At 61.9% G+C, this 25,289-nt stretch carries 27 protein-coding genes and 1 pseudogene; 10 read left to right on the forward strand and 18 right to left on the reverse strand.

The window, feature by feature from the left end; translation table 11 throughout:
* Window positions 1–111 precede the first annotated feature (111 nt).
* Complete coding sequence (locus tag ACFJIU_RS03945) at window positions 112–945, forward strand: AraC family transcriptional regulator (protein ID WP_379067685.1); 834 nt, start codon at window positions 112–114, stop codon at window positions 943–945.
* A 125-nt stretch (window positions 946–1,070) separates the two neighbouring features.
* A complete protein-coding gene (locus ACFJIU_RS03950; protein WP_379067687.1) occupies window positions 1,071–1,835 on the forward strand; it encodes a sulfite exporter TauE/SafE family protein in 765 nt (254 codons plus the stop codon).
* A gap of 16 nt (window positions 1,836–1,851) precedes the next feature.
* On the opposite strand, the gene ACFJIU_RS03955 is transcribed toward ACFJIU_RS03950, so the two are convergent.
* From ACFJIU_RS03955 to lgt, 7 genes are all read right to left on the reverse strand, one after another.
* Window positions 1,852–2,787, reverse strand: coding sequence for a ribose-phosphate pyrophosphokinase (locus tag ACFJIU_RS03955; protein ID WP_129413832.1), 936 nt, complete (start codon window positions 2,785–2,787; stop codon window positions 1,852–1,854).
* Window positions 2,788–3,028: 241 nt separating this feature from the next.
* Window positions 3,029–3,655, reverse strand: a complete 627-nt coding sequence (locus tag ACFJIU_RS03960; protein WP_379067689.1) for a hypothetical protein — start codon at window positions 3,653–3,655, stop codon at window positions 3,029–3,031.
* Between the two features lie 49 nt (window positions 3,656–3,704).
* The gene (locus ACFJIU_RS03965) at window positions 3,705–4,856 is read right to left on the reverse strand and encodes a M24 family metallopeptidase (protein WP_379067691.1); all 1,152 of its coding nucleotides are present in this window, start codon (window positions 4,854–4,856) and stop codon (window positions 3,705–3,707) included.
* A complete protein-coding gene (pgeF, locus tag ACFJIU_RS03970; protein WP_379067693.1) occupies window positions 4,856–5,653 on the reverse strand; it encodes a peptidoglycan editing factor PgeF in 798 nt (265 codons plus the stop codon). Before pgeF ends, ACFJIU_RS03965 begins: the two co-directional genes overlap by 1 nt.
* A 123-nt stretch (window positions 5,654–5,776) precedes the next feature.
* Window positions 5,777–6,667 carry a phosphotransferase family protein gene (locus ACFJIU_RS03975; protein ID WP_379067695.1) on the reverse strand — a complete coding sequence of 297 codons (891 nt, stop codon included), beginning with the start codon at window positions 6,665–6,667 and terminating at the stop codon, window positions 5,777–5,779.
* 5 nt (window positions 6,668–6,672) lie between these two features.
* The gene (locus ACFJIU_RS03980; protein WP_379067698.1) at window positions 6,673–7,764 is read right to left on the reverse strand and encodes a class I SAM-dependent methyltransferase; all 1,092 of its coding nucleotides are present in this window, start codon (window positions 7,762–7,764) and stop codon (window positions 6,673–6,675) included.
* Window positions 7,761–8,615: a prolipoprotein diacylglyceryl transferase gene (gene lgt / locus ACFJIU_RS03985; protein WP_379072947.1), complete on the reverse strand. Its 855-nt coding sequence runs from the start codon at window positions 8,613–8,615 to the stop codon at window positions 7,761–7,763. The genes ACFJIU_RS03980 and lgt overlap by 4 nt, the downstream gene beginning before the upstream one ends.
* 235 nt (window positions 8,616–8,850) lie before the next feature.
* Here lgt and ACFJIU_RS03990 point away from each other — a divergent pair, with 235 nt between their 5' ends.
* The 3 genes from ACFJIU_RS03990 (at window position 8,851) to ACFJIU_RS04000 (ending at window position 10,359) form a co-directional block, all read left to right on the forward strand.
* Window positions 8,851–9,165: an accessory factor UbiK family protein gene (locus ACFJIU_RS03990; protein ID WP_379067701.1), complete on the forward strand. Its 315-nt coding sequence runs from the start codon at window positions 8,851–8,853 to the stop codon at window positions 9,163–9,165.
* Window positions 9,166–9,486: 321 nt separating this feature from the next.
* Window positions 9,487–9,987, forward strand: coding sequence for a YbjN domain-containing protein (locus ACFJIU_RS03995; RefSeq protein ID WP_054310552.1), 501 nt, complete (start codon window positions 9,487–9,489; stop codon window positions 9,985–9,987).
* Between the two features lie 12 nt (window positions 9,988–9,999).
* Window positions 10,000–10,359 carry a tRNA-binding protein gene (locus ACFJIU_RS04000; protein WP_379067704.1) on the forward strand — a complete coding sequence of 120 codons (360 nt, stop codon included), beginning with the start codon at window positions 10,000–10,002 and terminating at the stop codon, window positions 10,357–10,359.
* Window positions 10,360–10,454: 95 nt separating this feature from the next.
* On the opposite strand, the gene ACFJIU_RS04005 is transcribed toward ACFJIU_RS04000, so the two are convergent.
* The 4 genes and pseudogenes from ACFJIU_RS04005 to ACFJIU_RS04020 form a co-directional block, all read right to left on the reverse strand.
* Entirely contained in the window at window positions 10,455–11,477 is a 1,023-nt protein-coding gene (locus ACFJIU_RS04005; RefSeq protein WP_379067707.1) for a glycosyltransferase family 4 protein, read from the reverse strand.
* Window positions 11,478–11,745: 268 nt separating this feature from the next.
* A pseudogene (locus ACFJIU_RS04010) lies at window positions 11,746–13,043 on the reverse strand (ATP-binding protein).
* 160 nt (window positions 13,044–13,203) lie between these two features.
* Entirely contained in the window at window positions 13,204–13,923 is a 720-nt protein-coding gene (locus ACFJIU_RS04015; protein ID WP_326893995.1) for a response regulator transcription factor, read from the reverse strand.
* On the reverse strand, window positions 13,910–14,455 hold the full coding sequence (locus ACFJIU_RS04020) for a MarR family winged helix-turn-helix transcriptional regulator (protein ID WP_379067710.1): 546 nt from the start codon (window positions 14,453–14,455) through the stop codon (window positions 13,910–13,912). Before ACFJIU_RS04020 ends, ACFJIU_RS04015 begins: the two co-directional genes overlap by 14 nt.
* A gap of 245 nt (window positions 14,456–14,700) precedes the next feature.
* Here ACFJIU_RS04020 and ACFJIU_RS04025 point away from each other — a divergent pair, with 245 nt between their 5' ends.
* From ACFJIU_RS04025 to ACFJIU_RS04035, 3 genes are all read left to right on the forward strand, one after another.
* Entirely contained in the window at window positions 14,701–15,594 is an 894-nt protein-coding gene (locus ACFJIU_RS04025; protein WP_379067712.1) for a branched-chain amino acid aminotransferase, read from the forward strand.
* 143 nt (window positions 15,595–15,737) lie between these two features.
* Window positions 15,738–16,049, forward strand: coding sequence for a hypothetical protein (locus ACFJIU_RS04030; protein WP_379067715.1), 312 nt, complete (start codon window positions 15,738–15,740; stop codon window positions 16,047–16,049).
* A 140-nt stretch (window positions 16,050–16,189) separates the two neighbouring features.
* Window positions 16,190–16,831, forward strand: coding sequence for an MBL fold metallo-hydrolase (locus tag ACFJIU_RS04035; protein ID WP_379067718.1), 642 nt, complete (start codon window positions 16,190–16,192; stop codon window positions 16,829–16,831).
* Between the two features lie 98 nt (window positions 16,832–16,929).
* On the opposite strand, the gene ACFJIU_RS04040 is transcribed toward ACFJIU_RS04035, so the two are convergent.
* The 3 genes from ACFJIU_RS04040 to ACFJIU_RS04050 all read right to left on the reverse strand — a co-directional run bounded on the left by ACFJIU_RS04040 (window position 16,930) and on the right by ACFJIU_RS04050 (window position 18,180).
* Entirely contained in the window at window positions 16,930–17,352 is a 423-nt protein-coding gene (locus ACFJIU_RS04040; protein WP_101939641.1) for a BA14K family protein, read from the reverse strand.
* A gap of 192 nt (window positions 17,353–17,544) precedes the next feature.
* Window positions 17,545–17,757 carry a cold-shock protein gene (locus ACFJIU_RS04045; RefSeq protein ID WP_379067721.1) on the reverse strand — a complete coding sequence of 71 codons (213 nt, stop codon included), beginning with the start codon at window positions 17,755–17,757 and terminating at the stop codon, window positions 17,545–17,547.
* Window positions 17,758–17,967: 210 nt separating this feature from the next.
* Window positions 17,968–18,180 (reverse strand): cold-shock protein, encoded by a 213-nt coding sequence (locus tag ACFJIU_RS04050; protein WP_129413846.1) that lies wholly within the window; start codon window positions 18,178–18,180, stop codon window positions 17,968–17,970.
* Between the two features lie 472 nt (window positions 18,181–18,652).
* Here ACFJIU_RS04050 and ACFJIU_RS04055 point away from each other — a divergent pair, with 472 nt between their 5' ends.
* Both ACFJIU_RS04055 and ACFJIU_RS04060 read left to right on the forward strand, forming a co-directional pair.
* Window positions 18,653–19,069 (forward strand): Kazal-type serine protease inhibitor domain-containing protein, encoded by a 417-nt coding sequence (locus ACFJIU_RS04055; protein ID WP_379067725.1) that lies wholly within the window; start codon window positions 18,653–18,655, stop codon window positions 19,067–19,069.
* Window positions 19,070–19,367: 298 nt separating this feature from the next.
* A complete protein-coding gene (locus ACFJIU_RS04060) occupies window positions 19,368–21,014 on the forward strand; it encodes a tetratricopeptide repeat-containing sulfotransferase family protein (RefSeq protein ID WP_379067727.1) in 1,647 nt (548 codons plus the stop codon).
* An 84-nt stretch (window positions 21,015–21,098) separates the two neighbouring features.
* Here the strand turns inward: ACFJIU_RS04060 and ACFJIU_RS04065 are convergent, their stop codons facing one another.
* The 4 genes from ACFJIU_RS04065 to uvrB all read right to left on the reverse strand — a co-directional run bounded on the left by ACFJIU_RS04065 (window position 21,099) and on the right by uvrB (window position 25,289).
* Entirely contained in the window at window positions 21,099–21,524 is a 426-nt protein-coding gene (locus ACFJIU_RS04065) for a VOC family protein (protein ID WP_379067730.1), read from the reverse strand.
* Between the two features lie 29 nt (window positions 21,525–21,553).
* Window positions 21,554–21,745 carry a hypothetical protein gene (locus ACFJIU_RS04070; protein WP_101939646.1) on the reverse strand — a complete coding sequence of 64 codons (192 nt, stop codon included), beginning with the start codon at window positions 21,743–21,745 and terminating at the stop codon, window positions 21,554–21,556.
* 150 nt (window positions 21,746–21,895) lie between these two features.
* A complete protein-coding gene (locus ACFJIU_RS04075; RefSeq protein WP_379067733.1) occupies window positions 21,896–22,108 on the reverse strand; it encodes a hypothetical protein in 213 nt (70 codons plus the stop codon).
* Window positions 22,109–22,217: 109 nt separating this feature from the next.
* Window positions 22,218–25,289, reverse strand: a complete 3,072-nt coding sequence (gene uvrB, locus ACFJIU_RS04080) for an excinuclease ABC subunit UvrB (RefSeq protein WP_379067736.1) — start codon at window positions 25,287–25,289, stop codon at window positions 22,218–22,220.

Here is a 25,289-nt window from a genome sequence, read left to right on the forward strand (position 1 = left end):
GCCGCACCCTTGTCGCTGACGGCAATTTGCCGCCGCGGAGGCGCTTATAATCCTGTTGCTGCGCTGCTTCTTTCGTGGTTTGGTCCATTTATTACGCAAGTGGGCCAAACCATGCCGACGAGTGTCTCCTATCTGGAAATGCCGGTCACCGATCTGCATCGCCGCCACCGCGAGCGGCTGGAATGGCTGGACCACGCCAGGGACCTTGTGATTGCGCTGCCGTCGGAATATCCGGACGGCTACACCGTCCCTGACCATCGTCACAACCGCAGCCAGCTTCTGCATGCCCTGACCGGGGTGGTTCTGGTGAAGACGCATTTCGGCCGCTGGATGGTTCCGCCCGACCATGCCATGTGGATCCCGGCCGGGATCAAGCATGCGGTGGAGATGCAAGGCAACGTCTCGATGCGCTCGGTCTATGTCGCGCCCGACTCGGTTGCCGGCCTGCCGACGAACCTGCGCGTCGTCGGCGTCAGCGACCTGATGCGCAGCCTGATCATCGAGGCGGTTACGCTGCCGACCGACGAGCCGCCAAGCGAGCGCGCCGCTCTTCTGATGGCACTGCTTCTGCATGAGATACCAGCCATGGAGGAGCGGCCGCTCGGTCTGCCGTTCCCGCATGATCCACGCATCGCGGCATTGTGTCGGCGCTTTGTCGCCGAGCCGTCGCCGCACGCCATCATCGACGACTGGGCCGAGACCGTCGGCATGAGCCGACGCACCTTCACCCGCGTGTTCCACCGCGAGACGGGATTGTCGCTGTCGACCTGGCGCCAGCAGGCGCTGCTGCTCGCTGCCTTGCCGCGCCTCACCGACGGCGAGCCGGTGACGCGCGTTGCGCTCGATCTCGGTTATGACAGCGTGCCGGCCTTCACCACCATGTTCAAGCGCATGCTGGGCATCTCGCCGCGCGGGTATCTGAGAGGTGCGCGCGAGGCTGGGTAAGGCGAGCAGTCATCATCAGACGTCCCGCTTGCGGTGCGCCATAGGCTGCAATGTTCTGGGTCCTATCCATCGGCGAAAGGGGAGGATACGAAGATCAGGCAACCATCTTCGTATTTTCGCTCAAAATGTCCGCTTCCCTCCTCGCCGGCACTTCGAACCAGGCTCTGTTCGCCATCGTCGCGATCGCGTTGATCGCGGGACTGGCGCGTGGCTTTTCCGGCTTCGGTGCGGCGCTCATCTTCGTGCCGCTGGCGAGTTCCGTAGTTGGTCCCAAGATTGCGGCGCCGCTGTTGCTGGTGGTGGACGGCGTGATGGCCGCCGGTTTTGTGCCAGGAGCATGGCGGCTGGCCGACAAGACCAATGTCCTGGTCATGGCGCTTGGAGCGGTGGTCGGCGTACCGCTCGGCACCTATGCGCTGGCAAACCTCGACCCGCTGACGATCCGCTGGTCGATCATCGTCGTCGTCGTTGCGCTTCTGCTGCTTCTGATGTCGGGCTGGCGCTATCACGGTCGCCCCAAGGCCTATCTCACCATCGCGGTTGGGGCGATATCAGGCATTTTCTCCGGCGCGGCGCAGGTTGGCGGGCCGCCAGTGGTGGCCTATTGGCTGGGCGGCGGCTTTGCCAGCAACACGGTCCGGGCCAATATCATCTTCTATTTCGCCGTTTCCTCAGCGATCACCGCCGTCAGCTATCTCTGGGGTGGCCTGATCACCGCACCGATCGTTGCATTGGCTATCGTCGCGGCACCTGCCTATGGACTTGGGCTGTGGCTCGGCGCGCATATGTTCGGCATTGCCAGCGAGCAGACCTTCCGCAGGCTGTGTTTCGGCCTGATCGCGCTTTCGGCGCTGATCAGTTTGCCGTTGCTGGACGGGCTGTTGCGATAAGCAGAGCGTCTGAAAGCTAGTCGAACAAGCTCGAAACCGACTCTTCCGTGGCGGTGCGCGAGATGGCTTCGCCCATCAGGTCGCCGATCGAGATGACGCGGACATTGTGTGCGTCGATGACGGCCTGGGTCGGCTGGATCGAGTCTGTGATGACCAGTTCCTGCAGCTTGGAGCCGGTGATGCGGGCCACCGCGCCGCCCGAAAGCACGCCGTGGGTGATATATGCCGTGACGCTGGTGGCGCCGTTGGCGAGCAGGGCATCGGCCGCATTGCACAGCGTGCCGCCGGAATCGACGATATCGTCGATCAGCAGGCAGTCCTTGCCGCGCACGTCGCCGATGACGTTCATCACTTCCGATTCACCCGGCCGTTCGCGGCGCTTGTCGACGATGGCGAGCTGGGCATCGATGCGCTTGGCAAGTGCACGGGCGCGTACGACGCCGCCGACGTCCGGCGAAACGACCATGACATTGCCGAGCTGCTTGTATTTTGCCTTCACGTCGCGCGCCATCACCGGCACCGCGAAGAGGTTGTCGGTCGGGATGTCGAAGAAACCCTGGATCTGGCCGGCATGCAGGTCGAGCGTGAGCACTCGATCAGCCCCGGCGCGGGCGATCATGTTGGCGACCAGCTTGGCTGAGATCGGCGTGCGGCCGGAGGCACGACGATCCTGCCGGGCATAGCCGAAATAGGGGATGACCGCCGTGATGCGCCTTGCCGACGAGCGCATGAAGGCGTCGATCATGATGAGCAGTTCCATCAGATGATCGTTGGTCGGATAGGAAGTCGACTGCAGGATGAAGACATCCTCGCCGCGCACATTTTCCTGGATCTCGACGAAGATCTCCTGGTCGGCGAAGCGCCGGACACTAGCCTTGCCCAACGGGATGTTGAGATAGCGGGCGACCGCTTCGGCCAGCACCCTGTTGGAATTGCCCGCGAAGAGTTTCATGCACCGTACCTGGTGGTGGAGTTTAAGGGGGCTTTTAACCAGCCGTGCTGGTATTGCAAGCACCGTATTGACGAATCCGCAGCTGAATCCCAACAAAGGTTTAACCCAGGGGAAGGGTTGTCAGCGCTCTAGCCGGCTAGATTCCCGGAGCAATAGCAGCAAATGTGCGTAGTGGTTTGCGCCTGGACTTGCCTCAACAAAAAATCAGAGCGTTTCCAAGAAAAACGGAAACGCTCCAGGATCAGCCGGCGGGGCGGCCAGCCAGCCAGTTGGTCAATTGGGCGATGGTCTGGTCGGCAATCGCCTGCATGGTGGCTGGCGGCACGGCCGCCCAGCCTTCTGCGCCGCCGACGGTCGGTGCTTTCTGTTGGCCGTTGATGCGATGCAGACGGGTGCCCGCTGGGTCATAGACGTCCCAGACGTAGATGACGGTGGTGTCCTTGCCCTCGGAAATGGTTGAAAAATAGCCCTTCAGCACGTGGGTGGCACCCTGGCCGGTGCTGCCGGCGAGCGTGATGCCGCTTTCCTTGGCGCGTGCGGCGAGGCGCTGGGTGAGGGGCGTGGCCGCTTCCACCGAGGCTCCGACGATCGGGGCAATCTGCAGCCGGGCCTTGCCGAGGATGGCGGCGGCCTGTGCCGGCGTTGGTGCAGGCGTGGTCACTCCGGCAGCGGCGGGCACTGCCGCCCCGGCGATCGGGTTCGCGGGCGTGCCAGCTTGCGCGGAGGCCGCTGCGGTGGGTGAGCCCGGTGCAGGTTGCGTCGTCGCTTGCGCGGTGGGGGCAGGCTGCAGGGCGTCACTGGCCCTGTTGCAGGCCGACAGCGCCACGGCAACAAGCAATGGCGCGATGGTCAGGCATGATCGCCTCATCGACTGACGAACTCCTCGGCGACGAACAAATGCCCTTCCCGGCATCGATTCAGCGCACGATCAAGTCGAGATCATGGCGCGAGAGCGGCTTCGGCTGCGATTCGGTGGTGAGATAGGTGCGTCCGAGCGTCATCGCGGTCTCCGTTTCGGAATCCATGATGATCATGTGCGCAAACAACGTCATGTTGGGAGCGATCGGCTCGGGATTGCCCTGGTAGAACATCGGCATGTCCATCCAGGACGGGGTAAAGCGGGCGCCAACCGAATAACCGCAGGCATTGAGCCTGTGACGGGTCAGCCCGTGCGTTTCCAGGGTGCGGGCATGGGCGTCGAAGACATCGCCGAAGCTGCTGCCGGGCGTCATCGCCTTTTCGACCGCCAGCAGTGCGGCGCGGGAGGCATCGAACAGTTCCTGGTGGCGCTTGGAGACCTTGCCGGTAAGGACCGTGCGCATCATCGGCGCATGATAGTGATGGAAGACGCCGGCCCATTCCAGTGTGAGCTGGTCGTTCTTGGTGAGCTTGCGGCGGCCCGCCTTGTAGCGGCACAGAAGTGCGTCGGCGCCTGAGCCGATGATGAATTCGTTGGCGGGATAGTCGCCGCCACCAGCAAAGACAGCGCCTTGCATGGCAGCCAGGACCTGGGCCTCGTCGCCGCCTTGCTTGATCAGCGGCAAGGCCGCGTCCAGGGCGTCGTCGCTCAATGCGGCAGCCTTTTCGGCCTTGGCGATCTCGGCCGGACTCTTGAACAGGCGCAGACGGCCGACGATGCCGGAAGCATCCGCGATCTGGCCGAAGGTCTGCAATTGCTCATCCAGCCGACGACCGTTGTAGGCGGTGAGGCCGTGGGTATCGTATTCGACGCCGATGCGTGCGCCGAGCAGGTCGAGATCGTTCAAAAGATTGCGCAGGTCGATTGCCGGATTGGCGTCGGCCCGATCCATCCAGACCACGATGTTGTCGATGGTCGAGGTATGACGGGCCTGCCGCAGGTCGGCTGAGCGGGTCAGCAGCACCATCGAGCCGTCGGCCTTTACCACCAGGCACTGGAAGAAGCAGAAGCCGAACGTGTCGTATCCGGTCAGCCAGTACATGCTTTCCTGTGCGAACAGCAGGATGGCGTCGAGCTTCTTCTCGGCCATCTCAATCATCAGCCGGTCGCGGCGGGCGTCGAATTCGGAGCGTTCGAAATGCAGTGCCATCAGCCATTGTCCTCCAGCACGATCGCCGACAACTGGCGCCCGTAATCCGCCTCGTTGCGGTGGACGGTGCGGCGATAGGAAAAGAAAAGGTCTTCTTCCGCATAAGTGCAGCGGTCGAGTGCATCGGCGATAACGCCAGCCTGTCTCAACCGGTCTGTCGTATAGCGGTTGAGGTCGAACATCGCGTGGCCGGCCTTGCCCGACGGCACGAAATAACGCTCGTTGCCGGCATCTGCCTCGACGAAGCGGGCAACGAACTCCGGCCCAACCTCATAATTGCGCGGGCTGATCGAAGGGCCGAGCACGGCGACGATGTTTTCGCGCCTGGCGCCCAGGCCCTCCATGGCAGCGATGGTATTTTCGAGAACACCAGTGAAGGCGCCTTTCCAGCCGGCATGGGCGGCGCCGACGACGCGGGCGCTGGAATCGGCGAACAGCACCGGTCCGCAATCCGCGGTCGTCGCGGCAATGGCGATGCCGGGCCGGTCGGTAACGATGGCGTCAACCTTGGGCCGCTCTCCGTCGAAGGGCGCGCGCGCAACGACGACGTCGGGCGAGTGGATCTGGTGGGCGCTCAGGAGATGCGTGGCGGATACGCCCATCCAGTCGGCGACACGGCGACGATTCTCGCGCACCAGTTCGGGGTCGTCCTGCGAGCCCGCGCCGATGTTGAGACCGCGATAGATACCGCTGGAGACACCGCCGACGCGGGTGAAATAGCCATGGCGGATGCCTTGCGCCGCCGCCTTTTCGAGCATCGGAGAGCGGATCGGCTCCGGCTTCGTCTCGTTCAACATGTCTGTCTTGTCTTCGTCAGGTCTGGATTCGTCTGGGCGCCGCGCCGACGGTTCGGAGCGCGGACAGTGGGACAGGGCGGGGCCTGAAGTCAATCGGGATTGGAGGCATGCTTGGCTGACAGGTCAGCGCAATGCGGCTGCCCAGTGCGCGAAATGGTCGATCATGAAGGGAACCCGTGCTGCGTCATCCACAGCCTCCGCCAATTCCCACAGACGATGCGCACCGGTCAGCACCTCGACACGCTTTCGCTCGAGTTGGCAACCCGAAAGCGCTTCGTAGCTGGAGATGATGCGTTCGGTCAGGTCGGTGGAAATGAAGTTCGAATAGATGAAGTCCCGGTGCAGCGGTCCGAAGCCGGAATCGGCGAAATCATAGACACCGCTCAGGCGGTTGTTCTCGTGATCGAAAGCCATGTTCCAGCCGTGGCCGTCGAAGAAGCCATAGGTCTCGCCGTAGGGATCCGGCGGTAGATCGGCCCAGGATGCGATGATCCGCTCGGCCTGCGTTTTCAATTCACCCGACAGAAATGGCAGCGCCTTGTCGCGGACTTCGTCGGGTTGCGACCAGGTTTCGACCGGGCCGGCGCCGGCCGCACGCATCATATCCATGTCGAGGCCGTGCAGGTCGACGTAGAAACGCGCCAGACGCTGCGCCAGGTCCGCGCGCGCTTCGTCGGGCAGGCGGGCATAGTGAGGTGTCTCCAGGTAGCTGCCTTTCAACTTCTGATGGCACGAGAAGGTCCGGGGAGCATCGACCAGCCGGATGTCGGGAACCGGCATGGTGACGGCAGGGCGGATCACGTCGAGAAGGCTGATTTCCCTGATCAGCGACTTTTCCGCGATCTCGTTGCGCGGGAATTTGAAGATCAACCGGTCGTCGACATCGACCGCGATTGAATCCCAGCCCTGGGTGAGCAGGCTGAAGCGCGATGCGGTCAGGTCTGGGAAACGCGCAAGGATGATCGCCTTCAATGCGTCGAGTTCGGTTTCCTGCATCGTCTGCATCTTGCCCATGCCCCTTAGCCGTCGCGGTCGCGGAACACCGGCAGCACGATCTGCTCTGGAGCGATGGCCAGTACCTTGAACAGCTCGCCCATCGCCCGTGGTCCGGCAAGGCGCTCGACTTCGCCGGCCAGGCGCTCGCGGGTCGCCTCGTCTGCGTTGGCGCCGAGGTGCCCCGCGCGTTCGAGCAGCCCCATGGCAAGCAGGAACGAGCCCTGTGTCCTGCAATCGGCGCGCAGGCCGGCAGTCCGGGCCGAGGCAGCAAGGGCAGCGAAATCGACATGCGCGGTGAGATCGGCGTCACCGGGGCTGGCAAGCACATCCTCGTATTGGTGGTTGCGCAAAGCCTGCAAGGTGTCGCCGACGCCGGGCTTCAGATGACCATAGTCGAAGAAAAGGCCTGCGCCGCCATGTGCTGCGACGCGGTCGGCGATCGCCTGCATCAAGGCTGAACGTGCCGGGGCGAGTTCAACAATGGCACCGTTGAGCGCACCCTCGGCATCGCGTGGCAACAGCGCGGGATCAAGTGAGGCCGCACCGGCAAAAAAAGCGAGCTCACCGGTGGCGTCCAGCCCAACCATGCGTTCGCGCCAGCCATCGGCGGTTCGCACGAATTGCCGTACCGGAACGGCGTCGAACAACTCGTTGCCGACGATCAAGAGCGGCTGATCGAGCAAGGTCGCAGTCGTTTCATGCCATTCGACACCGGCGGCCATTCCGTTCAGCGTGTTCTTCTGGACTTCGCGCAGGCGTGGGCTGGTCTCGATGAGGGCGATCGAGGCCCCCGTGGCAAAAACCGGATCGAGGCGCTGCAGCGTGCGCAGCATGTCCTTCATCAAGGTGCCGCGGCCCGGTCCGATTTCGGCCAACGTAACGGGCATTGGCGAGCCGATGGCGCGCCAGGCCTCGTAGCACCAGACCGCCACCAGTTCGCCGAACATCTGGCTGACCTCCGGTGCGGTGATGAAGTCACCGCCTCTGCCGAAGGGTTCGCGCGTCGTATAATAACCCGCCTCGGGATCGAACAGGCAAAGCGCCATGTATTCGCTGGCAGGGATAGGCCCGACCGTCGTGATCACCTCGATGATGCGGCGTTTCAGGCCGCTCATGCCGGCTGCGTATGCGTGACCGGCCTGGCTGACGCCATGCACCAGAGGCCGATGAGAACCATCGGCGCTGACAGCACCATGCCCATGGTGAGCCAGCCGCCGAAAAGATAGCCGAGCTGCTGGTCGGGCTCACGGAAGAATTCGACGAATATGCGCGACAGGCCATAGCCGGCGACGAAAGCGCCCGAGACGAAACGCGGCGTCATCAGTTTCAGTCGCGAATGGGTCAGGAAGCGCAGCACCAGAAAGAGCACGAGGCCTTCGAGCAACGCCTCGTAGATCTGGCTGGGATGGCGGGCGAAGGGGCCGCCGTTCGGAAACTCGACCGCCCAGGGCACTGTGGTAAGCCGTCCCCAAAGCTCGGAGTTGATGAAATTGGCAAGCCGGCCGAGGCCCAGGCCGACAGGCACGCCCGCGGCCACCACGTCGAACAGCGACCAGACATGGATGCCGCGCGAGCGGGCGAAGAAATACATCGCCAGTATGGTGCCGGTGATGCCGCCGTGGAAGGACATGCCGCCGTCCTGGAGGTAGAAGATCTCGATCGGATTGTTGAAGTAGCGCGGGAAATTGTAGAAGAGCACATAACCAAGCCGGCCGCCGGCGACGATGCCGACTGCGGCCCAGACGACAAAGTCGTCGATGTCGATGGGCTTCATCGGCAGCTTGCCGTCCGGCCACAGCCTGGTGTTGGTGATGAGGCGCTTGGCATACCACCAGGCAAACAGGATGCCGACGACATAGGCGACGCCGTACCAATGCACTTTCAAGGGTCCGAAACCGAAGAACGGGCCGATCTGGAAGATGACCGGATCGATGTTCGGAAAAGAAAGGGCAGCCAGCGGCAGCAGGTCGCTCAAGGAAATCTCCCATGCGGATCGTGTTAAAGCGGAATGCGACGTTGTATCGCCGTTCCGCTCTATCTCTTTGTTTTGCCGCACGATCTTATTCGAAAAGTCGGCAACTTTTCGGCATCATGCTTTGAGGCGCGGACCATGGGCCAGGCTTTTGGCGGGGTCAAGGCGGAGCAACCTTGCATTCTGGCATGCGGCTCATTAGGTCAAATCAGCTAACAGGGGTTTTGCCATGTCGACCGGACCGAACCGCATCCTCGATGAATTCGCCAAGCTGGTGACCGATGCAGCGGGAGCCGCGCAAGGCGTGCGCCGCGAGGTGGAAACCGCCTTCCGCGCGCAGGCCGAGCGGTTGCTGAACTCCATGGAGATCGTGCAGCGCGAGGAATTCGAGGCGGTGCGCGAGATGGCGACCAAAGCACGCGAGGAAAACGCCAGGCTGGCGGCGCGTGTCGAAGCACTGGAAGCGCAGCTTGGCGGCTCGGCCGCCGCCAAGACCGAGAAACCCGCTTCAGCCACCACCGCGAAGCCACGCGCAAAAAAATAATTCGTTAAATCTTTCCACAACCCGCCGTCTGAAAAAGCGCTTTGTCGTGAATCGCTTAACAGCGACGTGTGACTCTTTGTGACTCCGCTTTCCACATGCGAATGGCCCGCCCCAAAAAATTGGGCTGGTCACGCGACTCCCGATCAATAGACTGAATTTGCTGCATGATTCGGAACGGGGTCATGCGCCGGGCGGTGGGGTCCGGTCATGGGGTGTTGCGTCGAGCAGTCCAGGCCGTCCGAGTTCTAGAACATTTGTTCGTTGTGCGTGCCTCCCCCGCGGAGCGTGCGGTGGCGCTCCCAGAACGACAGGAAGCATTCCATGGAACTTCTCGAACTCGAATTTTCCCGCGAGATCCATCCAGTCGATGTGATCGAGCAGGTGGCGCACAACAACGACTGGTCCTTCGAGCGGGCCGGTGACGACGAAATCTCGATCTCGGTGACCGGAACCTGGACCGATTATCACGTGTCATTTTCCTGGATGGAGGATTTCGAGGCGCTCCATCTCGCCTGTGCTTTCGACATCAAGGTTCCCGAGAACCGCACGCTCGAGGTGATGCGGCTGCTGTCGCTGATCAACGAACAGATGCTGTTCGGCCATTTCGACCTTTGGGAGCAGGAAGGCGCGATCATGTTCCGCCAGTCGCTGCTGCTTGCCGGCGGTGTCGAGCCATCGAGCCAGCAGGTGGAAGTGCTGTTGTCCTCGGCATTGGAAGCGTGCGAATGCTACTTCCAGGCGTTCCAGTTCGTCGTCTGGTCCGGCACCTCGGCCAAGGACGCACTGTCGAGCGTGCTGTTTGAAACCTATGGCAATGCCTGATCGCCGAGAAAAATGACTGCCAGTACCGAGCGTAAACCCGAGATCACCTTTGCCGATTTCGACCGTGTCGACATCCGTGCCGGCACGATCGTCGAGGCCGAGCCCTTTCCTGAAGCGCGCAAGCCGGCGATCAAGCTGAAGATCGATTTCGGGCCGGAGATCGGCGTGAAGAAGTCCTCGGCGCAGATCACCAAATATTATTCGCCGGACAGCGTCGTCGGTCGGCAGGTCTTCGCGGTGGTGAATTTCCCGCCGCGCCAGATCGGCAAGTTCATGTCGGAAGTCCTGACACTCGGTTTTCCCGATGGCGATGGCGACGTCGTGCTTGGCGCGATCGAGCGCAAGGTGCCTGACGGTGGCCGGCTCTTCTAGAGCGTTTCTGTTTTTAACGAAAACACTCCAGCCCTTTGTTTTACGCAATTCCGGACGGGGAACCGCTCCAAGTCCGTCTTGGAAATTCGGCGGCATCAGGCCGCTAGTTTCTCGCGTCTGCCGAGCGCTTCGTGGACGGTATCCATGAACATGTCAGCGCAGGCCTTCCACGTGTAGCGCATTGCGCGTTCGCGCGCTTCAGCCCGGCTCACGGTCAGGGCGTCGAGGCAGGCCTGGCGCAGGTCGTCGGAGACCTTGCCGCCGATGCCGTCGCCGACGATGTCTATCGGTCCCGTCACCGGATAGGCGGCGACGGGTGTGCCGCTGGCCAGCGCCTCGATAATGACGTTGCCGAACGTGTCCGTGCGGCTGGGAAACACGAAAACGTCCGCCGAAGCGTAGATTTCTGCGAGTTCCCCGCTCGGGCGATGGCCGAGGAAATGTGCGTTGGGATAGCGTGCCGACAGCTTGGTGCGTTCCGGTCCGTCGCCGACGATGACCTTGCTGCCGGGCAGGTCGAGATCGAGGAAAGCCGGCAGATTCTTTTCGATGGCAACGCGGCCGACCGACAGGAAGATCGGGCGTGGGAAGGGCAGCTCGCCGCGCTTGTCGGGGCGGAAATGCTCGATATCGACACCGCGCGTCCAGGGCTTCAGCTTGTTGAAGCCGCGCGAGGTCAGATCGTCGGCCAGCGACTGGGTGGCGACCAGCGTGCCCTGGCCGGAATTGTGGAAATCGCGCAGCCAGTTATAGGCCCAGCGTTCCGGTACCGGCAGGCGGGCGCTGAGATATTCAGGAAAGCGCGTATGATAGCTGGTGGTGAAGGGGCGGCCGTTTGCCCGGCAGTAACGTCGCGCCATGATGCCCAGCGGGCCCTCGGTGACGATGTGGATGTGATCCGCGTTCGAATCCGCAATCAGCCGGGCGACATGGCGCGGCGTGGTCAGCGCCAGCCGGATGTCGGGGTAGGTCGGGAGGGGCAGAGTGCGGAAGGTGTTGGGGGTCAGGAACTGGGTTTCGACGCCTTGCGCCTTCAGGGTTTCCGTCAGCCGCTCCAGTGTGTGAACGACGCCATTGACTTGCGGGCGCCAGGCGTCAGTGACCATCAGGATGCGCATGGGACCTCGCCGCAATGCCGTGGGTTTTGTGCGCGCGCGTTCGGAAAGGAAGGCCAGTCAACAGCCATTCCTCGCGCCAGTCCGGCCTGGCGGGCAGGACGCCGGGATCCAGGCGCCAGATCGAATCATGGACTACCGCGCGTTTCATGGGCGCTGTTGACCATGTTTTCATGACGTGGCGATGAATTGGAGCGGGGCGGCCTCGAAGCTCCGGAGCCTAAAGCATTCCCGCTTTCCGGATGCGAAACCGTACTTTGCTGGAACTGCTCTAGGACGGCACTCTGATGATGGCGCGCAAGCCACCGAGCGGACTGTCTTCGAGCGCAATGTCGCCGCCGTGGGTCCGTGCGATGTCGCGCGCAATGGAAAGGCCGAGGCCGGTGCCGCTGGCATCGAGGTTGCGGGCTTCGTCCAGCCGCACGAAGGGTTTGAAGACTTCTTCGCGCTTGTCCTCCGGGATGCCGGGACCATCGTCATCGATGGTCACCACCAGCGCGCCGCGGCTGTTGACGGCCTTGATCTCGACCGTCTTGCCATAACGGAAGGCATTGCCGGCGACATTCGACAGCAGTCGCTCGAAGGCATTCGGCCGCACATGCACGAGCTTGGGTCCGCTGACCGTGGTGGTCAGCTTGCGCTTGCGCAGAGCGGCTTCGTCGCGCAGCTTCTGGAAATAGGTTTCGAGGTCGAAATCGCCCTGGTCCTCCGAGGCTTCGCCGCGCGCGAAGGCGAGATACCCTTCGAGCATCGACTGCATGTCCTGATGTCCTGGTTGAGCGCCTCGGTGTCGGTGCGCTTGCCGCCGATCAATGCCAGTTGCAGTTTGAAGCGGGTGAGTACGGTGCGCAGGTCATGGCTGACGCCGGTCAGCATTGCCGTGCGTTGTTCCATCTGCCGCTCGATGCGTTCGCGCATCTGGATGAAGGCAAAGCCGGCGCGCCGCACTTCCTCGGCGCCGCGCGGCCGGAAATCGCGCGGCATCGGCCGGCCCTTGCCAAAACTCTCCGCAGCTTCGGTGAGCGCCAGGATCGGCCGGATCTGGTTGCGCAGGAAAGGGATGGCGATCATCAGGAGCACGAGCGAGGCGCCGACCATCCAGATCAGGAAGACGATGGTGTTGGAGGCATAGGCCTGGCTGCGTCGTACGAAAACACGCAGAACCTTGTCTTCGAGCTGGATGCGCACCTCGATGACGTTGGAGTTGCCGACGGTATCGATCCAGAAGGGGCGATTGATCTGGCGCGTGATTTCGGCTGGAAGCACGTCGTCCAGGATGGAGAAGAAAGGTCGCGGTCCTGGCGGCGGCAGTGGGTCGGGGGGCAAAAGGTCGACCTTCAGTTGCATGCGGTCCTGCGCCATGCGGATGATGTTGGCGTAGTCGGCTTCGCGCGGATAGGTTTCCATCAGGTCGACGACGGCGGCGATATCGCGCACCACCGCCTGCGACAGGCGCTGGGTCATCTGCTGCCAGTGCCGTTCGAGGAAAACGTAGGCAACAACCGACTGCAGCAGGATCATCGGTGCGATGACGATGATCAGCGAGCGGGCATAGAGCCGCTTCGGCATATAGAAAGAAACCAGGCGCCAGAATTTACGCCAGCCGCGCGGCAACGCACCCAACGTGCGCGCGATGCGTCCGTCCTGCGGTTGCGGTCCCTGCAATTCCGAAGTCGCCATTCACCTACCGGTTTGCGCGATGCCGCTGCCGAAGCGGCGACGCTGCATTCTATTCCACGCTCAACCGATACCCAATACCGCGAACGGTCTGCAGCCAGACTGGATTGGCCGGATCGCGCTCGATCTTGCGGCGCAGACGGTTGATCTGGACATCGATGGTGCGCTCGCCCACCTCCGAATCGTCGCCGACAAGTTCATGTCGCGGGATCGTCTCGCCGGCGCGGGCAGCGAAGATCGCCAGGATCTCCTGTTCGCGATCAGTCAGCTTCAATGCCTCGCCACCCTTCTTCAGTTCGCGCTTGGCGATCTGGAACGTATAAGGGCCAAACACCAGCTGCTCGACCTTCGGTGTGGTGGCCGGGCCGCCGCGGCGCAGGATGTTGTTGATGCGCAGGATAAGTTCGCGCGGGTCGAATGGCTTCGGCAGGTAGTCGTCTGCACCGGCCTCGAGCCCGCTGATGCGGTTGTCGGTTTCCGATAGCGCCGTCAGCATCAGGATAGGCACGTTCTTGTCGGTCCGCAGCGAGCGGGTCAGATCGACACCACTTTCGCCGGGCATCATGATGTCGAGCACCAGAAGGTCGAAATCGAGACCGATCAGCTTGCGCCTTGCCTCGTCGGCGTTGCCAGCCACGGTGATACGGAAGCCGTTCTCGGTGAGATACTGTTTCAGCAGGTTGCGAATGCGGGTATCATCGTCGACCACCAGGAGATGCGGCGCATCGTCATTCGGAGCGGGCGGCCTGTCGGTCCTCTCAATGTTCTCCATCATCGTCCCCTGATCGTTGCTGGGTAGGGTTCGCGGGCAAGATATCAATCTGCGCCCTCAATTCCGGATTGACCATCGCCTTTAGGAACAACTCAATCGAAGTGCGGTTCCCTAAACCGGAATCTCCCAATGCAGTATGGATGCGGCGTGACTGTGGCCGCGCCAGCGCCAATGCCAGCGCACGGCCCTTTTCGGTCGGATAAAGTTCGCGCTGTCGGCGGTCGCGTGGACCCGGCAATTGCACGATATGATCGGTGTCGATGAGCTGCTTGAGCACACGCGCCAAGGATTGCTTGGTGATCTTGAGCACTTCCAGCAGTTCCGCAACGGTGAGGCCGGGCCTGCGGTTGACAAAATGCAGCACGCGATGGTGTGCGCGACCGAAACCGTAGTCGGCCAGTATCTCGTCGGGATCGGAGGTAAAGTCGCGATAGGCAAAAAAGAACAGCTCGATGAGGCTGAAATCAATGCCGTCCTGCCCGCCTACCGGCGTTTTGATCGGCGCTCCTCGAACGGTCTTGCGGTTAGCCATGATGGTCCTGTGTTTAGCCGAAAAATATGTCAGCATTATTGACGTATTTTTCGGGCAGTGGTAATTTTCGATAAGCTTTAGGGCTGATTGCGCACGAAAAGGCAAGGCGGCAACGCCTTTCCCGCATTTTTCATCGATGTGCCTCCGACCCCTGCGCAAGCATCGCGCGGATCGCCCTCAAGCCGAATCGACAGCAACGCAACGTGACAACGCTGCGCAGGCCTGCCTGCGCCCGGGAGGATTCCATGACGACTGTTCCCTTCGACCAACTGGATGGATCCATCTGGATGAACGGCCGGTTCATCCAATGGGCCGATGCGAAAGTTCATGTACTGACCCACAGTCTGCACTATGGTGGCGCCGTCTTCGAAGGCGAGCGGGCTTACGGCGGCGAGATCTTCAAGCTGACCGAACACAGCGAACGGCTGCATGAATCTGCGCGCATCCTCGGCTACACCATTCCCTATTCAGTGGCTGAGATCGACGAGGCGTGCCGCGCCCTCCTGAAGATGCAGGGCTTTCAGGATGCCTATGTCAGACCGATCGCCTGGCGCGGCAGCGAGCAGACTTCGGTGGGCGCACAGAACAACCGCATTCATTGCGCGGTCGCCATCTGGCAATGGCCGAGCTATTTCGATCCGGAGCTGAAAATGCGCGGATTGAGACTCGACTGGGCGGAGTATCGCCGGCCGGACCCGCGTACGGCGCCCTCGAAATCAAAGGCGTCGGGTCTCTATATGATCTGTACCATGTCGAAACACTTCGCCGAGGCCAAAGGCTATGCGGACGCCCTGATGCTCGACTGGCGCGGGCAGGTGGCCGAGGCGACCGGCGCCAATGTGTTCTTCATCAAGGAAGGCAAGCTGCACACGCCGACCGCTGATTGCTTCCTCGACGGCATCACGCGGCGCACCGTGATGGATCTGGCGCGTCAGCGTGGTATCGAGGTCGTCGAACGCGCCATTCTGCCGGAAGAACTCGCGAGCTTCGAGGAGTGCTTCCTGACAGGCTCTGCTGCGGAGGTCACACCGGTGAGCGAGGTTGGCCAATATCGATTCGCCGTGGGCGCCATGAGCAGAACACTCGTGCAAGCCTATGCAAACGCTGTTCAACCCGCAAAAGCAGTCGTCGCTGCCTAAGAAATTTGGCGGTTTGTGCTCAAAGGGCAGTTATGCGCTGCTTTTTTGTTCGCACGTTTTTCTGCCATTTGACTTTCAGCCGATTCGCGGTCTCACTTCGGTAGTCTGCCTGCGGCGGCAGGCATCCAAGGAGGGACTAAAGAATGGAAACACTTCTCCCGATCATCGTCCAGGTGGTCACCGGCATCATCGGCGGTCAGGCGGTGGGTGCAGCGCTGCAGCAGGCGGCAATGTCCCAGCTTCCCAAGATCCTCGGCGGTGCCATTGGTGGTGTTGGCGGCGCGGCCATCCTCGGCAGCCTGCTCGGCGGCGGCGCGGTTGACCCGGCTGCGGCTACGGCAGCTGTCGGTGGTCTGGGCAGCGCGCTTAACCTTAACAACATCGTCGGCGGCGCCGGCGGTGGCGCAATCCTGACGGGCATCATCGGCTTGGTCATGAACGCGATGAAAAAGTAAGCGCAGTCACTTCAAGTTTTCAAAAATGGGCGGCTTCGGCCGCCCATTGCATTTGCCGATCCCTGACCGCCCCTTGTGTCGACGAACTGGACGCGAACGCCTTCGCCCTCTAGTTGAAGGGAAGTGATCAAGGAGCCATCATGGGTCAGCTCAATGCCGGTATCGTGCCGGTCACACCGTTCCAGCAGAATTGCACCATTCTATTCGACGGCGACAGCAAGGCTGGGGTGATCATCGATCCTGGCGGCGATGTCGAACGCATCCTGGCGGCAGTGCGTGACAATGCCCTTTCGGTCGAGGCGATCTGGATCACGCACGGCCATATCGATCATGCCGGTGGTGCGATGGACCTCAAGGACGCGCTCGGCGTTGAGATCATCGGTCCGCATGAGGACGACCGGTCACTGCTCGACAATCTCGAGAACCAGGCTCGCCGTTTCGGCATAACCGACACCATCCGCAACTGCGTGCCGGACCGTTTCCTGACCGAGGGTGAGACGGTGTCGTTCGGTGACCACAGCTTCGAGGTGCTGCATTGTCCGGGGCATGCGCCGGGACACGTCGTCTTCTTCAATCGCGCGGCGCGTTTTGCGCATGTCGGCGATGTGCTTTTCCACGGCTCGATTGGACGTACCGATCTTCCCGGCGGCAATCACGAGACCCTGATCCGCATGATCAAGGAAAAGCTGCTGCCGCTGGGGGACGATATCGGCTTCCTGTGCGGGCATGGTCCCGGCAGTCGCTTCGGGGACGAGCGCCGCTCCAACCCTTTCCTCGTCTGACATCCAGAGCCCCGATTCCCTGACGAGTGCGTGAAAAAAGCGCCGCTGGGGAGGCGGCGCTTTTGGGATCGGACAGCGGACTTGAAAGTCTGTGTTCGTCAGTTGGCGGTGCAGAAATGCTGCAGGCCGTCATATCCTGTAAACGTGCCTGAACGCGCGTTGAACGAACGGTAGCGGTTCGAACAATAGCTGTACCATTCCGGGCTCCACGGCTCGACGCCGGCGTAGGAATAGTATTGCCGCACGACGGGCCGCGGGCGCACGACATAGCGGGGCCGTGGCTCGTAATACGGATCGTAGTCGTCGTAATAGGCGGGTTCGCGATAGCGCGGCTGAGACAGGGCGCCTGCGATGATCGCGCCGGCCGCGAGGCCGACAACACCGGCTGCCAGGGCATCGCCACCGCGATCACGGTGATGACGGCGCCAGCGCCAATCATCTGCACTCGCAGGGGAAAAGGTTGCCAGGGTCGTCGCGCCGACGGCAACGGACAGGATGGCGGCTTTGACAAATCGGTTCATGACGGTCTCCTTCGTTCCGGTTCGCCCGCTTCTTTCGGAGGCGTCGTCCGGTCTTGCAGCCAGTAATAGGCGGTCGTGGCTGAACGGAGGCTGAACGAAATCGCTGCCGCGAAAATCTGTCAAAGATGCCCCACCGCGCCATTTTGCGATGGGCAATGCTCAGTCGATCGAGGTCGTCCGTAACGGATCGGCTCAACCGACCGTCAGATTGACCGCCTTGGGACCCTTGCCGCGCTTGTCCGGCTCGGTGTCGAAAGTCACTTTCTGTCCATCTTCAAGAGCAGGAAGCCCGGATGCCTGCACCGCGGAAATATGAACGAAAACGTCCTTTGCTCCGTCGTCCGGCGTAATGAAGCCGAAGCCCTTGGCATGATTGAAGAATTTGACAGTGCCGGTCTGCGGCATGGGAAACTCCTTGTGAACCCCATCAGTCCAGTCTCCGGGCACATGGTGACCCAGAGTGGAAATTTGTCGTTTATTTTGACGGTATCGGCAAGAAAAACTTTTGCCGTTGGTTAGCCGTCGACCGGCGAATGCTTGGGCGGTCAGACAAAAGGCGCGGCGAAAACCGCCACGCCTTTCGGATTTGTTGCCGCGCGCTGATCGGGCGCTGTCTTAAGCTGCGGTCAGATTGACCGCCTTCGGTCCCTTGCCCTTGCGATCAGGCTCAACTTCGAAGCTGACTTTCTGTCCGTCCAGCAGCGTGCGCAGGCCGGAGGCCTCGACTGCTGAAATATGAACGAAGACATCCTTGTCGCCGTTGTCGGGCGTGATGAAGCCGAAGCCTTTGGTGGAGTTGAAGAACTTTACGGTACCGGTCTGGGCCATTGGAATAACTCCTCACCCGTTCAAGGATGGGTTCCGCCCTCGTCCTGCGCCGATGGGCAGTTCCCGGTGGTTTTTTCGGCGCTCATGCATTTGCGCATGACAAAACCCCCCGCCGAAAAACGGGGCTGTCAGAGATTCACATTATCGGGGAAAGGGTCGTTCAAACGTTCCAGTCTCCGGGTCGCAAATGCCCGAACACGGAATCTATCGCACGGAAATGTGATCGTTGCAAGCTGGAGCAGGTTGCTTGGCTCCCAGCCTGCGCTCGCACTAGACCTTAGGCAAGCCGAGGTCATCTGCCACAGACCGGCAAAGATAGGTGCAGAGCCCAAGCCGGGCCGTTCACCACGGCAGGACGTGGCGCTTGCGTAAGCTTCCGCAACGTCTATTCAATCGGGAATAATACAGCGCCGCGGTCGCGGCGTTGTATTACCGGCGCATGCGCCGGTTTGGGGGTGATGGAGAGAGGGCCATGACATTTCTGAAATTCTTCCTGCGGCCGCAAAGCCTCGCACTGGCGGTTCTGGCGATCGTTCTGGCGGCTTGTACCGTTGTGGTGGATGAGGGGCCGGGACTTCGGCCGCGTCCGCCCTATCCAGGCCCGGGGCCGCAATTCTGCACGCGCGAATACGAACCCGTCTGTGCGCGGCGTGGCGGCGACAGGCAAACCTTCGCCAACGCCTGCATGGCACGGCGTTCCGGATATCGCGTCATCGGTGACGGCCAGTGCCGCGGCGGCGGCTGGGATGACGGCGATGACCGCCCGCAGTTCTGCACCCGCGAATATGCCCCGGTCTGTGCACGCCGGTACGGACAATTGCAGACCTTCCCGAATGGCTGTGAAGCGCGTGCCGCAGGCTGGCGCGTCGTCGACGACGGGCCGTGCTGATCAACCTGCAAGCGCCCATTGCCGATGGCGGTGGGCGCCCCTTAGCACGCCGCGCTTGAAAGCGCCTGCCGGATGGCCTAGAGCAATTCCAGCAAAAGTGCGCAGCGGTTTTGCGTCTGGAATTGCGTAAAAACAAAGAGTTAGAGCGTTTCCGCGTTTCCGTTAAAAACGGAAACGCTCTAGGTCGCAACAGGCTCATACGAACAAGGCAGGTGTCCCATCAACCGGGCGTTGAGACGGCGCGAAGGCGCAAAGGGCGGGGCAGGCGGCTCCGGGCAGCCTCCACGGGGGGGCGATCTTGATCGGGCCGTCGCCCGAGGCGTTGCAACTGCACCAGACGGGGCGGCTGCAAGAAGCGGAAAGCCTTTATCGGCAAGTTCTTGCCGCCAAGGCCGGTCATTCGGCTGCGGCGCATTTCCTCGGGCTCTTGCTCCACCAGACTGGTCGCAGCACCGAAGGACTTGTCTTGCTTGAACAGTCGCTGCGTGCTGAACCTCGCAACCCCGATTTTCTCAACAACTATGGCACCGTGCTGCGCGATGCCGGCCGCACGGTTGCTGCTGCCGACCAGTTCCGTAAAGCGGTTGCCGCAAAGGCCGATCACGCTGCAGCGCGCGAAAACCTCGGTTCCACACTGCGCCAGATCGGCCATTTCGATGCCGCCGAGGAAGTTTTCCGGGCCACGATCGGTCGCAATCCCTTCCATATGCGCGCAAGGGCCGCGCTCGCCGAAACACAGCAGGAGGCTGGCCAGCTGGACGACGCGCTCGCCACGTTCCGCGAGGCGCTGACCATCCGTCCAAAGGATGCCGACCTCAACCATGGCTACGGCGTCGGGCTGATGGAGAAAGGGCGCCTGGCCGAGGCGGCCAACCATTTCCGCACCGCGCTGGCGGCGGAACCGGCTCAGGCAAAATCCTGGATGATGCTTTCGCAGGTGAAGCCACAACGCGAGCCTGACAACGAACTTGCCGCCATGGAAGCACAACACGCCAAGGCGCCGGCCGACAGTCTGGCACGCATGCAGCTATCCTTCGGTCTCGGCAAACTGCATGACGATCTCAAGATCTATGACAAGGCTTTCGACTATTTCGCCGAGGGCAACGCGATCCGCCGCAAGGGCATCTCCTATGACGGCGCAAGGACGCGCGCAGAATTCGAGGCGATGAAGGCGACCTTCACCAACGAGTTCTTCGAAATACACAAGCCGAGCACCATCGAGGACGATGCACCCATCTTCATCGTCGGCATGCCGCGTTCGGGTACGACGCTGGTCGAACAGATCATCGCCAGCCATCCGCAGGTGTTCGGCGCAGGCGAGTTGACCATCCTGAAGACGGCCGTCGGCAAGGGTTTTCCACTCGACATGAAGGGCGGCTTCCCGGCGGGCATCGCCGACATGCCGGGCAAGGCCTTTGCCGACGCGGGGCACGACTATCTCGACATGCTGCATGCCCGCTATCCAGGGTTCAAACACATCACCGACAAGATGCCGGGCAATTTCCTGCTGGTCGGCTTCCTGCATTTGATGTTGCCGAAGGCCAGGATCGTGCATTGCAGCCGCAATGCGGTGGCGACATGCCTGTCGATCTTCAAGTCGCATTTCCGTGGCGATGGCCATCTCTATGGCTACGATCTCACCGAGCTGGCCGACTTCCACAATCTCTATGTGGATATGATGGCACATTGGCACGCGGTTCTGCCGGGTGTCGTGCATGATGTGCGTTATGAGGATTTCGTCGCCGATCAAGAAGGTCAGAGCCGGGCGCTGATCGACTATCTCGGCCTGCCGTGGAGTGAAGCGGTGCTGTCGTTCCACGAGAATGAGCGGCAGGTGCGCACGGCCTCGGCCGCTCAGGTGCGCCAGCCTATGTACAAGGGCTCCGTCGATCTCTGGAAACGCTACGGCGAGCGGCTCAATCCGCTGATCGAGCGGCTGAAGTAGCGCTCGTTGAAGGACAAACCGCCGGATCATCTGGGGATATGACCCGGCGGCTGGAAGCCAGCCTGACGTGAGGTCGGCCTCTGGCTACTTGGGGGCGTTCATTGCCCAGTTGATGCCGAACGGATCGCGCAGGCTGCCCCAGCGGTCGCCCCAGAACATGTCGCCCAGCGGATTCTCGATCTCGCAACCGGCTTCCACCGCGCGCTTCCACCAGCCGTCGATATTGTCGGCCTGAAGGATGAGCTGCATCGTATAGCCTTGAGCCGGTTTGTGCGGATGGCCATGCTCGGGGAAGGCATCGCTTAGCATCAGCGATGAACCATTGACATAGAGATGGATGTGCATGGTGCGACCCTGTTCATCCGGCGGATAGGAAAACACTTCCTCGGCGCCGAAGGCATGCTTGTAGAATTCAGCGGCCTTCACGGCGCCATCCACCTGCAGATAGGCGATCAATCCACCAAGCACTTTCGGGCGGGGGTATTCGGTCTGTGCTGTCGTGTCGTTCATAGGGGGCTCCTCTCGTTTGTTGGGGCAGCTTACGGGTTCAGCGAATTCGCACGGGCGATCAGCCCGAACGGCCGGTTCGCCCAGCCATCGGCTGTCTCGGGCCAACCGATATCCTTGCGCAGTTCGATCGGCAGCGAACGAAGCACGCGCTCGGTCCGGGCGCGGGTGCGTGCCGCCGAATATTCGGTCGCGATGCGACCAATGGATGACAGGATCGACATGGTGCATTCTCCCTTGTTGGCGGCGACATCATTGTGCCGACATCCAAGGAACGAATGGTGCGACTGCTTCCCGACAGCGGGGGCGAGATTTTTTTCGCAACAGGCTTACTGGCGAACGCGATGGCGGGATGACTGGCCGAAATGTGCCGGTTAAACGCTGCGCCTCAGCATGTAGTAAAGGATACCGAACAGCACCGGTGAAAACGGAACCGTCATAAGCAGATAGCCACCTTGGCCAAGAGCGCTTTCGAAGAAATATGAACAGACGACTACGGCCAGTGTCAGCCCGGCAGCGAGGAGTGCTGCAGCGCCGCGGCCGTCAGAACCATCCGATGAGATGTCAGTTCTTCTGTCTGGCTTCATTGGAAACGCCGCCCCGGTTGAGAGCCCGTTTCGCCGAGAATAAAGCGCAACCATTACCTCTTTCTGAAACCGGCACTGCCCTTCCCGGCAAGTGTGGTTACCGAGGATGTCAGTGTCCTGGCCGGCCTGTCTTGCCCGGGCGCCGCTTCTGCCTGGCCTTGTCCCCCGGATCCTCGTAGGAGCCGATGCCAGCGCGCTCACGCACGATCGGCTTGACGTCCTCGGGTTTGACAGGAAGCGTGCCTTCGACGGGCTTTTCGGTGCGCCGCACCGTCATCTCGTCGAGCGAGTTCTTGCGGAACAGCGACTTGCCGTCATCCGGCGTGCCGTAATCCGAGCCATGCGCTTCGGCAGCCGTCTGCTTCTTGAACAGCGAACGTGAGATTGCGCCGGCCGGTGTCTCCTGATCGGTTCCTGGGCCCATGTCGTCGATGGAGGGTTTCTGGAACAGCGGTTTCTTCACCGGAACCGCGCCATCGGCGCCCATCTCGTCGAGGTGCGGTTTGCGGAACAGGTTGGGCCGGGCAGCCTTGGTGGCTTCTTCGGCGGCACGCGCTTCGTCGAGCTTGCGGAAACGCTCCTGTTCTTCGGCGGTACGATGTCTGGCGACACCCTTGTTGTGCTTGCCCTTCTCACGACCAGAGGCGGGACTCTGCCCTTCGACTTCACGCGCCAGCGGGTCGTCGGAAATGGCGAGTTCCATCTCGCGCAACCGCTTGATCTCGTCGCGTACGCGGGCGGCCTTTTCGAAATCGAGATTGGCGGCGGCATCGCGCATCTGCTTGTCGAGCGCTTCCAGATGGGCCTTGAGGTTGTTGCCCATCATCGCGCCGGCATTGTCGGTAAACTGCGAGATGTCGGCGCGGACGTGATCCTTTTCGTAGACCGAATCCAGGATGTCCGCGATGCGCGACTTCACGCTTTCCGGGGTGATGCCGTTGGCGGTGTTGTATTCCATCTGCTTTTCGCGGCGGCGATTGGTCTCCGCCATCGCGCGTTCCATCGAGCCGGTGACGGTATCGGCATAGAGGATGACCTTGCCGTCGACATTGCGCGCGGCGCGGCCAATGGTCTGGATCAGCGAAGTTTCCGAACGCAGGAAGCCTTCCTTGTCGGCATCGAGGATGGCGACGAAACCGCATTCGGGAATGTCGAGGCCCTCGCGCAGCAGGTTGATGCCAACCAGCACGTCGAATGCGCCGAGGCGCAGGTCGCGCAGGATCTCGATGCGTTCCAGCGTATCGATGTCGGAGTGCATGTAGCGCACGCGAATGCCATTCTCGTGCAGATATTCGGTCAGATCCTCGGCCATGCGCTTGGTCAGCACCGTCACCAGCGTCCGGTAGCCCTTGGCGGTGGTTTCACGGATTTCGCCGACGACATCGTCGACCTGGCTCTTGGCTGGACGGACCTCGACTGGCGGGTCGATAAGGCCGGTGGGGCGGATGACCTGTTCGGCGAAGACGCCGCCCGACTGCTCCAGCTCCCAGCTGCCCGGCGTGGCCGAGACGCCGACGGTGAGCGGGCGCATGGCATCCCATTCCTCGAAGCGCAGCGGCCGGTTATCCATGCAGGACGGCAGGCGGAAGCCATATTCCGCCAGCGTCGCCTTGCGCCGAAAGTCGCCCCGGTACATGCCGCCGATCTGCGGTACGGTGACGTGGCTTTCATCGATGAACACCAGGGCGTTGTCCGGGATGTATTCGAACAGCGTCGGTGGCGGATCGCCGGGGTTGCGACCGGTGAGGTAGCGTGAATAGTTCTCGATGCCGGCGCAGGAGCCGGTTGCCTCGAGCATTTCGAGGTCGAAGCGCGTGCGCTGTTCCAGCCGCTGCGCTTCCAGCAGGCGTCCGGCTTTTTCGAGCTCGACAAGGCGATGCTGCAACTCTTCCTTGATCGACTTGATGGCCTGGTTGAGTGTCGGCCGCGGCGTCACATAATGCGAGTTGGCGTAGATCTTCACGCTCTTCAGGTCACCGGTCTTGGTGCCGGTCAACGGATCGAATTCAGTGATCGACTCGATCTCGTCGCCGAACATCGAGATTCGCCAGGCGCGGTCCTCGAGGTGGGCCGGGAAGATCTCGATCGTATCGCCTCGCACGCGGAACGAGCCACGCACGAAGTTGGCGTCCTGACGCTTGTACTGTTGCGCGACGAGGTCGGCGAGCAACTGCCGCTGGTCGAGGCGGTCGCCGATCGTCATTTGGAAGGTCATCGCCGTATAGGTTTCGACCGAACCGATACCGTAGATGCAGGACACCGACGCCACGATGATGACGTCGTCACGTTCGAGCAGCGAGCGCGTCGCCGAGTGGCGCATGCGGTCGATCTGCTCGTTGATCGAGCTTTCCTTCTCGATAAAGGTGTCGGTTCGCGGAACATAGGCTTCCGGCTGGTAGTAGTCGTAGTAGGAGACGAAGTACTCGACCGCGTTGTCGGGGAAGAACTTCTTGAACTCGGCATAGAGCTGCGCGGCCAGCGTCTTGTTCGGCGCGAGGATCAGGGCGGGGCGCTGCGTCTCCTCGATGACCTTGGCCATGGTGAAGGTCTTGCCCGAACCGGTAACGCCGAGCAGCACCTGGGTGCGGTCCTCATTGGCGACGCCTTCGACCAGATCCTTGATCGCCGTCGGCTGATCGCCGGACGGCGTGAACTCGGTCTCCATCTTGATGGTGATGCCGCCTTCGGACTTTTCCGGACGCTCGGGGCGGTGCGGTGTCCACAGCACGCCGTTCTTGTGCAATGGGTTGCCGCTCTCGATCAGGTCGGCCAACGCCTGAACTGTCGCGGTGACGCCCGAATTGGATAGGAAGGCTGCGTCTTCCAGGCTGATGTCGAGACCGGCGACCGGGTTGAGGCCTGCAGCTGCCCGCTCCTTGGCGGAAGCTGCGCCGCCCATCGAGGTACCACGCGCCGTACGGGTCGGAGCGGCGCTCTTCTCCGGCACTTTCTTGGGTTTTGGCGGGGCCTTCTCAGCTTCCTTGGCGATCTGCTCGGCCCAGCCCGAGATCGAACCGCTCAACGGCGTGCCGGTGAATTCAGCCTGCTGTGCCTCCTCGAAGCCGCCGCCCCGATGCAACGGTTCCGAAGCGTCGAGGTAATCGGTGACTCCGTTGCCGCGCTTGCGCGGTGCGGAACGATCCTCCGGGCGAGGCGGGTTCTTTTCAGGGGATTTGGCCAT

It is taken from the genome of Mesorhizobium sp. UC74_2 (assembly GCF_042701485.1).
Taxonomy (GTDB): domain Bacteria; phylum Pseudomonadota; class Alphaproteobacteria; order Rhizobiales; family Rhizobiaceae; genus Mesorhizobium.

Bases quoted from the DNA above. Each gene is read 5' to 3' on its own strand.
- ACFJIU_RS03945 (WP_379067685.1), top strand. From the start codon at position 112: ATGCCGACGAGTGTCTCCTATCTGGAAATGCCGGTCACCGATCTGCAT.
- ACFJIU_RS03950 (WP_379067687.1), top strand. From the start codon at position 1,071: ATGTCCGCTTCCCTCCTCGCCGGCACTTCGAACCAGGCTCTGTTCGCC.
- ACFJIU_RS03955 (WP_129413832.1), bottom strand. From the start codon at position 2,787: ATGAAACTCTTCGCGGGCAATTCCAACAGGGTGCTGGCCGAAGCGGTC.
- ACFJIU_RS03960 (WP_379067689.1), bottom strand. From the start codon at position 3,655: ATGAGGCGATCATGCCTGACCATCGCGCCATTGCTTGTTGCCGTGGCG.
- ACFJIU_RS03965 (WP_379067691.1), bottom strand. From the start codon at position 4,856: ATGGCACTGCATTTCGAACGCTCCGAATTCGACGCCCGCCGCGACCGG.
- pgeF (WP_379067693.1), bottom strand. From the start codon at position 5,653: ATGTTGAACGAGACGAAGCCGGAGCCGATCCGCTCTCCGATGCTCGAA.
- ACFJIU_RS03975 (WP_379067695.1), bottom strand. From the start codon at position 6,667: ATGGGCAAGATGCAGACGATGCAGGAAACCGAACTCGACGCATTGAAG.
- ACFJIU_RS03980 (WP_379067698.1), bottom strand. From the start codon at position 7,764: ATGAGCGGCCTGAAACGCCGCATCATCGAGGTGATCACGACGGTCGGG.
- ACFJIU_RS03990 (WP_379067701.1), top strand. From the start codon at position 8,851: ATGTCGACCGGACCGAACCGCATCCTCGATGAATTCGCCAAGCTGGTG.
- ACFJIU_RS03995 (WP_054310552.1), top strand. From the start codon at position 9,487: ATGGAACTTCTCGAACTCGAATTTTCCCGCGAGATCCATCCAGTCGAT.
- ACFJIU_RS04000 (WP_379067704.1), top strand. From the start codon at position 10,000: ATGACTGCCAGTACCGAGCGTAAACCCGAGATCACCTTTGCCGATTTC.
- ACFJIU_RS04005 (WP_379067707.1), bottom strand. From the start codon at position 11,477: ATGCGCATCCTGATGGTCACTGACGCCTGGCGCCCGCAAGTCAATGGC.
- ACFJIU_RS04015 (WP_326893995.1), bottom strand. From the start codon at position 13,923: ATGGAGAACATTGAGAGGACCGACAGGCCGCCCGCTCCGAATGACGAT.
- ACFJIU_RS04020 (WP_379067710.1), bottom strand. From the start codon at position 14,455: ATGGCTAACCGCAAGACCGTTCGAGGAGCGCCGATCAAAACGCCGGTA.
- ACFJIU_RS04025 (WP_379067712.1), top strand. From the start codon at position 14,701: ATGACGACTGTTCCCTTCGACCAACTGGATGGATCCATCTGGATGAAC.
- ACFJIU_RS04030 (WP_379067715.1), top strand. From the start codon at position 15,738: ATGGAAACACTTCTCCCGATCATCGTCCAGGTGGTCACCGGCATCATC.
- ACFJIU_RS04035 (WP_379067718.1), top strand. From the start codon at position 16,190: ATGGGTCAGCTCAATGCCGGTATCGTGCCGGTCACACCGTTCCAGCAG.
- ACFJIU_RS04040 (WP_101939641.1), bottom strand. From the start codon at position 17,352: ATGAACCGATTTGTCAAAGCCGCCATCCTGTCCGTTGCCGTCGGCGCG.
- ACFJIU_RS04045 (WP_379067721.1), bottom strand. From the start codon at position 17,757: ATGCCGCAGACCGGCACTGTCAAATTCTTCAATCATGCCAAGGGCTTC.
- ACFJIU_RS04050 (WP_129413846.1), bottom strand. From the start codon at position 18,180: ATGGCCCAGACCGGTACCGTAAAGTTCTTCAACTCCACCAAAGGCTTC.
- ACFJIU_RS04055 (WP_379067725.1), top strand. From the start codon at position 18,653: ATGACATTTCTGAAATTCTTCCTGCGGCCGCAAAGCCTCGCACTGGCG.
- ACFJIU_RS04065 (WP_379067730.1), bottom strand. From the start codon at position 21,524: ATGAACGACACGACAGCACAGACCGAATACCCCCGCCCGAAAGTGCTT.
- ACFJIU_RS04070 (WP_101939646.1), bottom strand. From the start codon at position 21,745: ATGTCGATCCTGTCATCCATTGGTCGCATCGCGACCGAATATTCGGCG.
- ACFJIU_RS04075 (WP_379067733.1), bottom strand. From the start codon at position 22,108: ATGAAGCCAGACAGAAGAACTGACATCTCATCGGATGGTTCTGACGGC.
- uvrB (WP_379067736.1), bottom strand. From the start codon at position 25,289: ATGGCCAAATCCCCTGAAAAGAACCCGCCTCGCCCGGAGGATCGTTCC.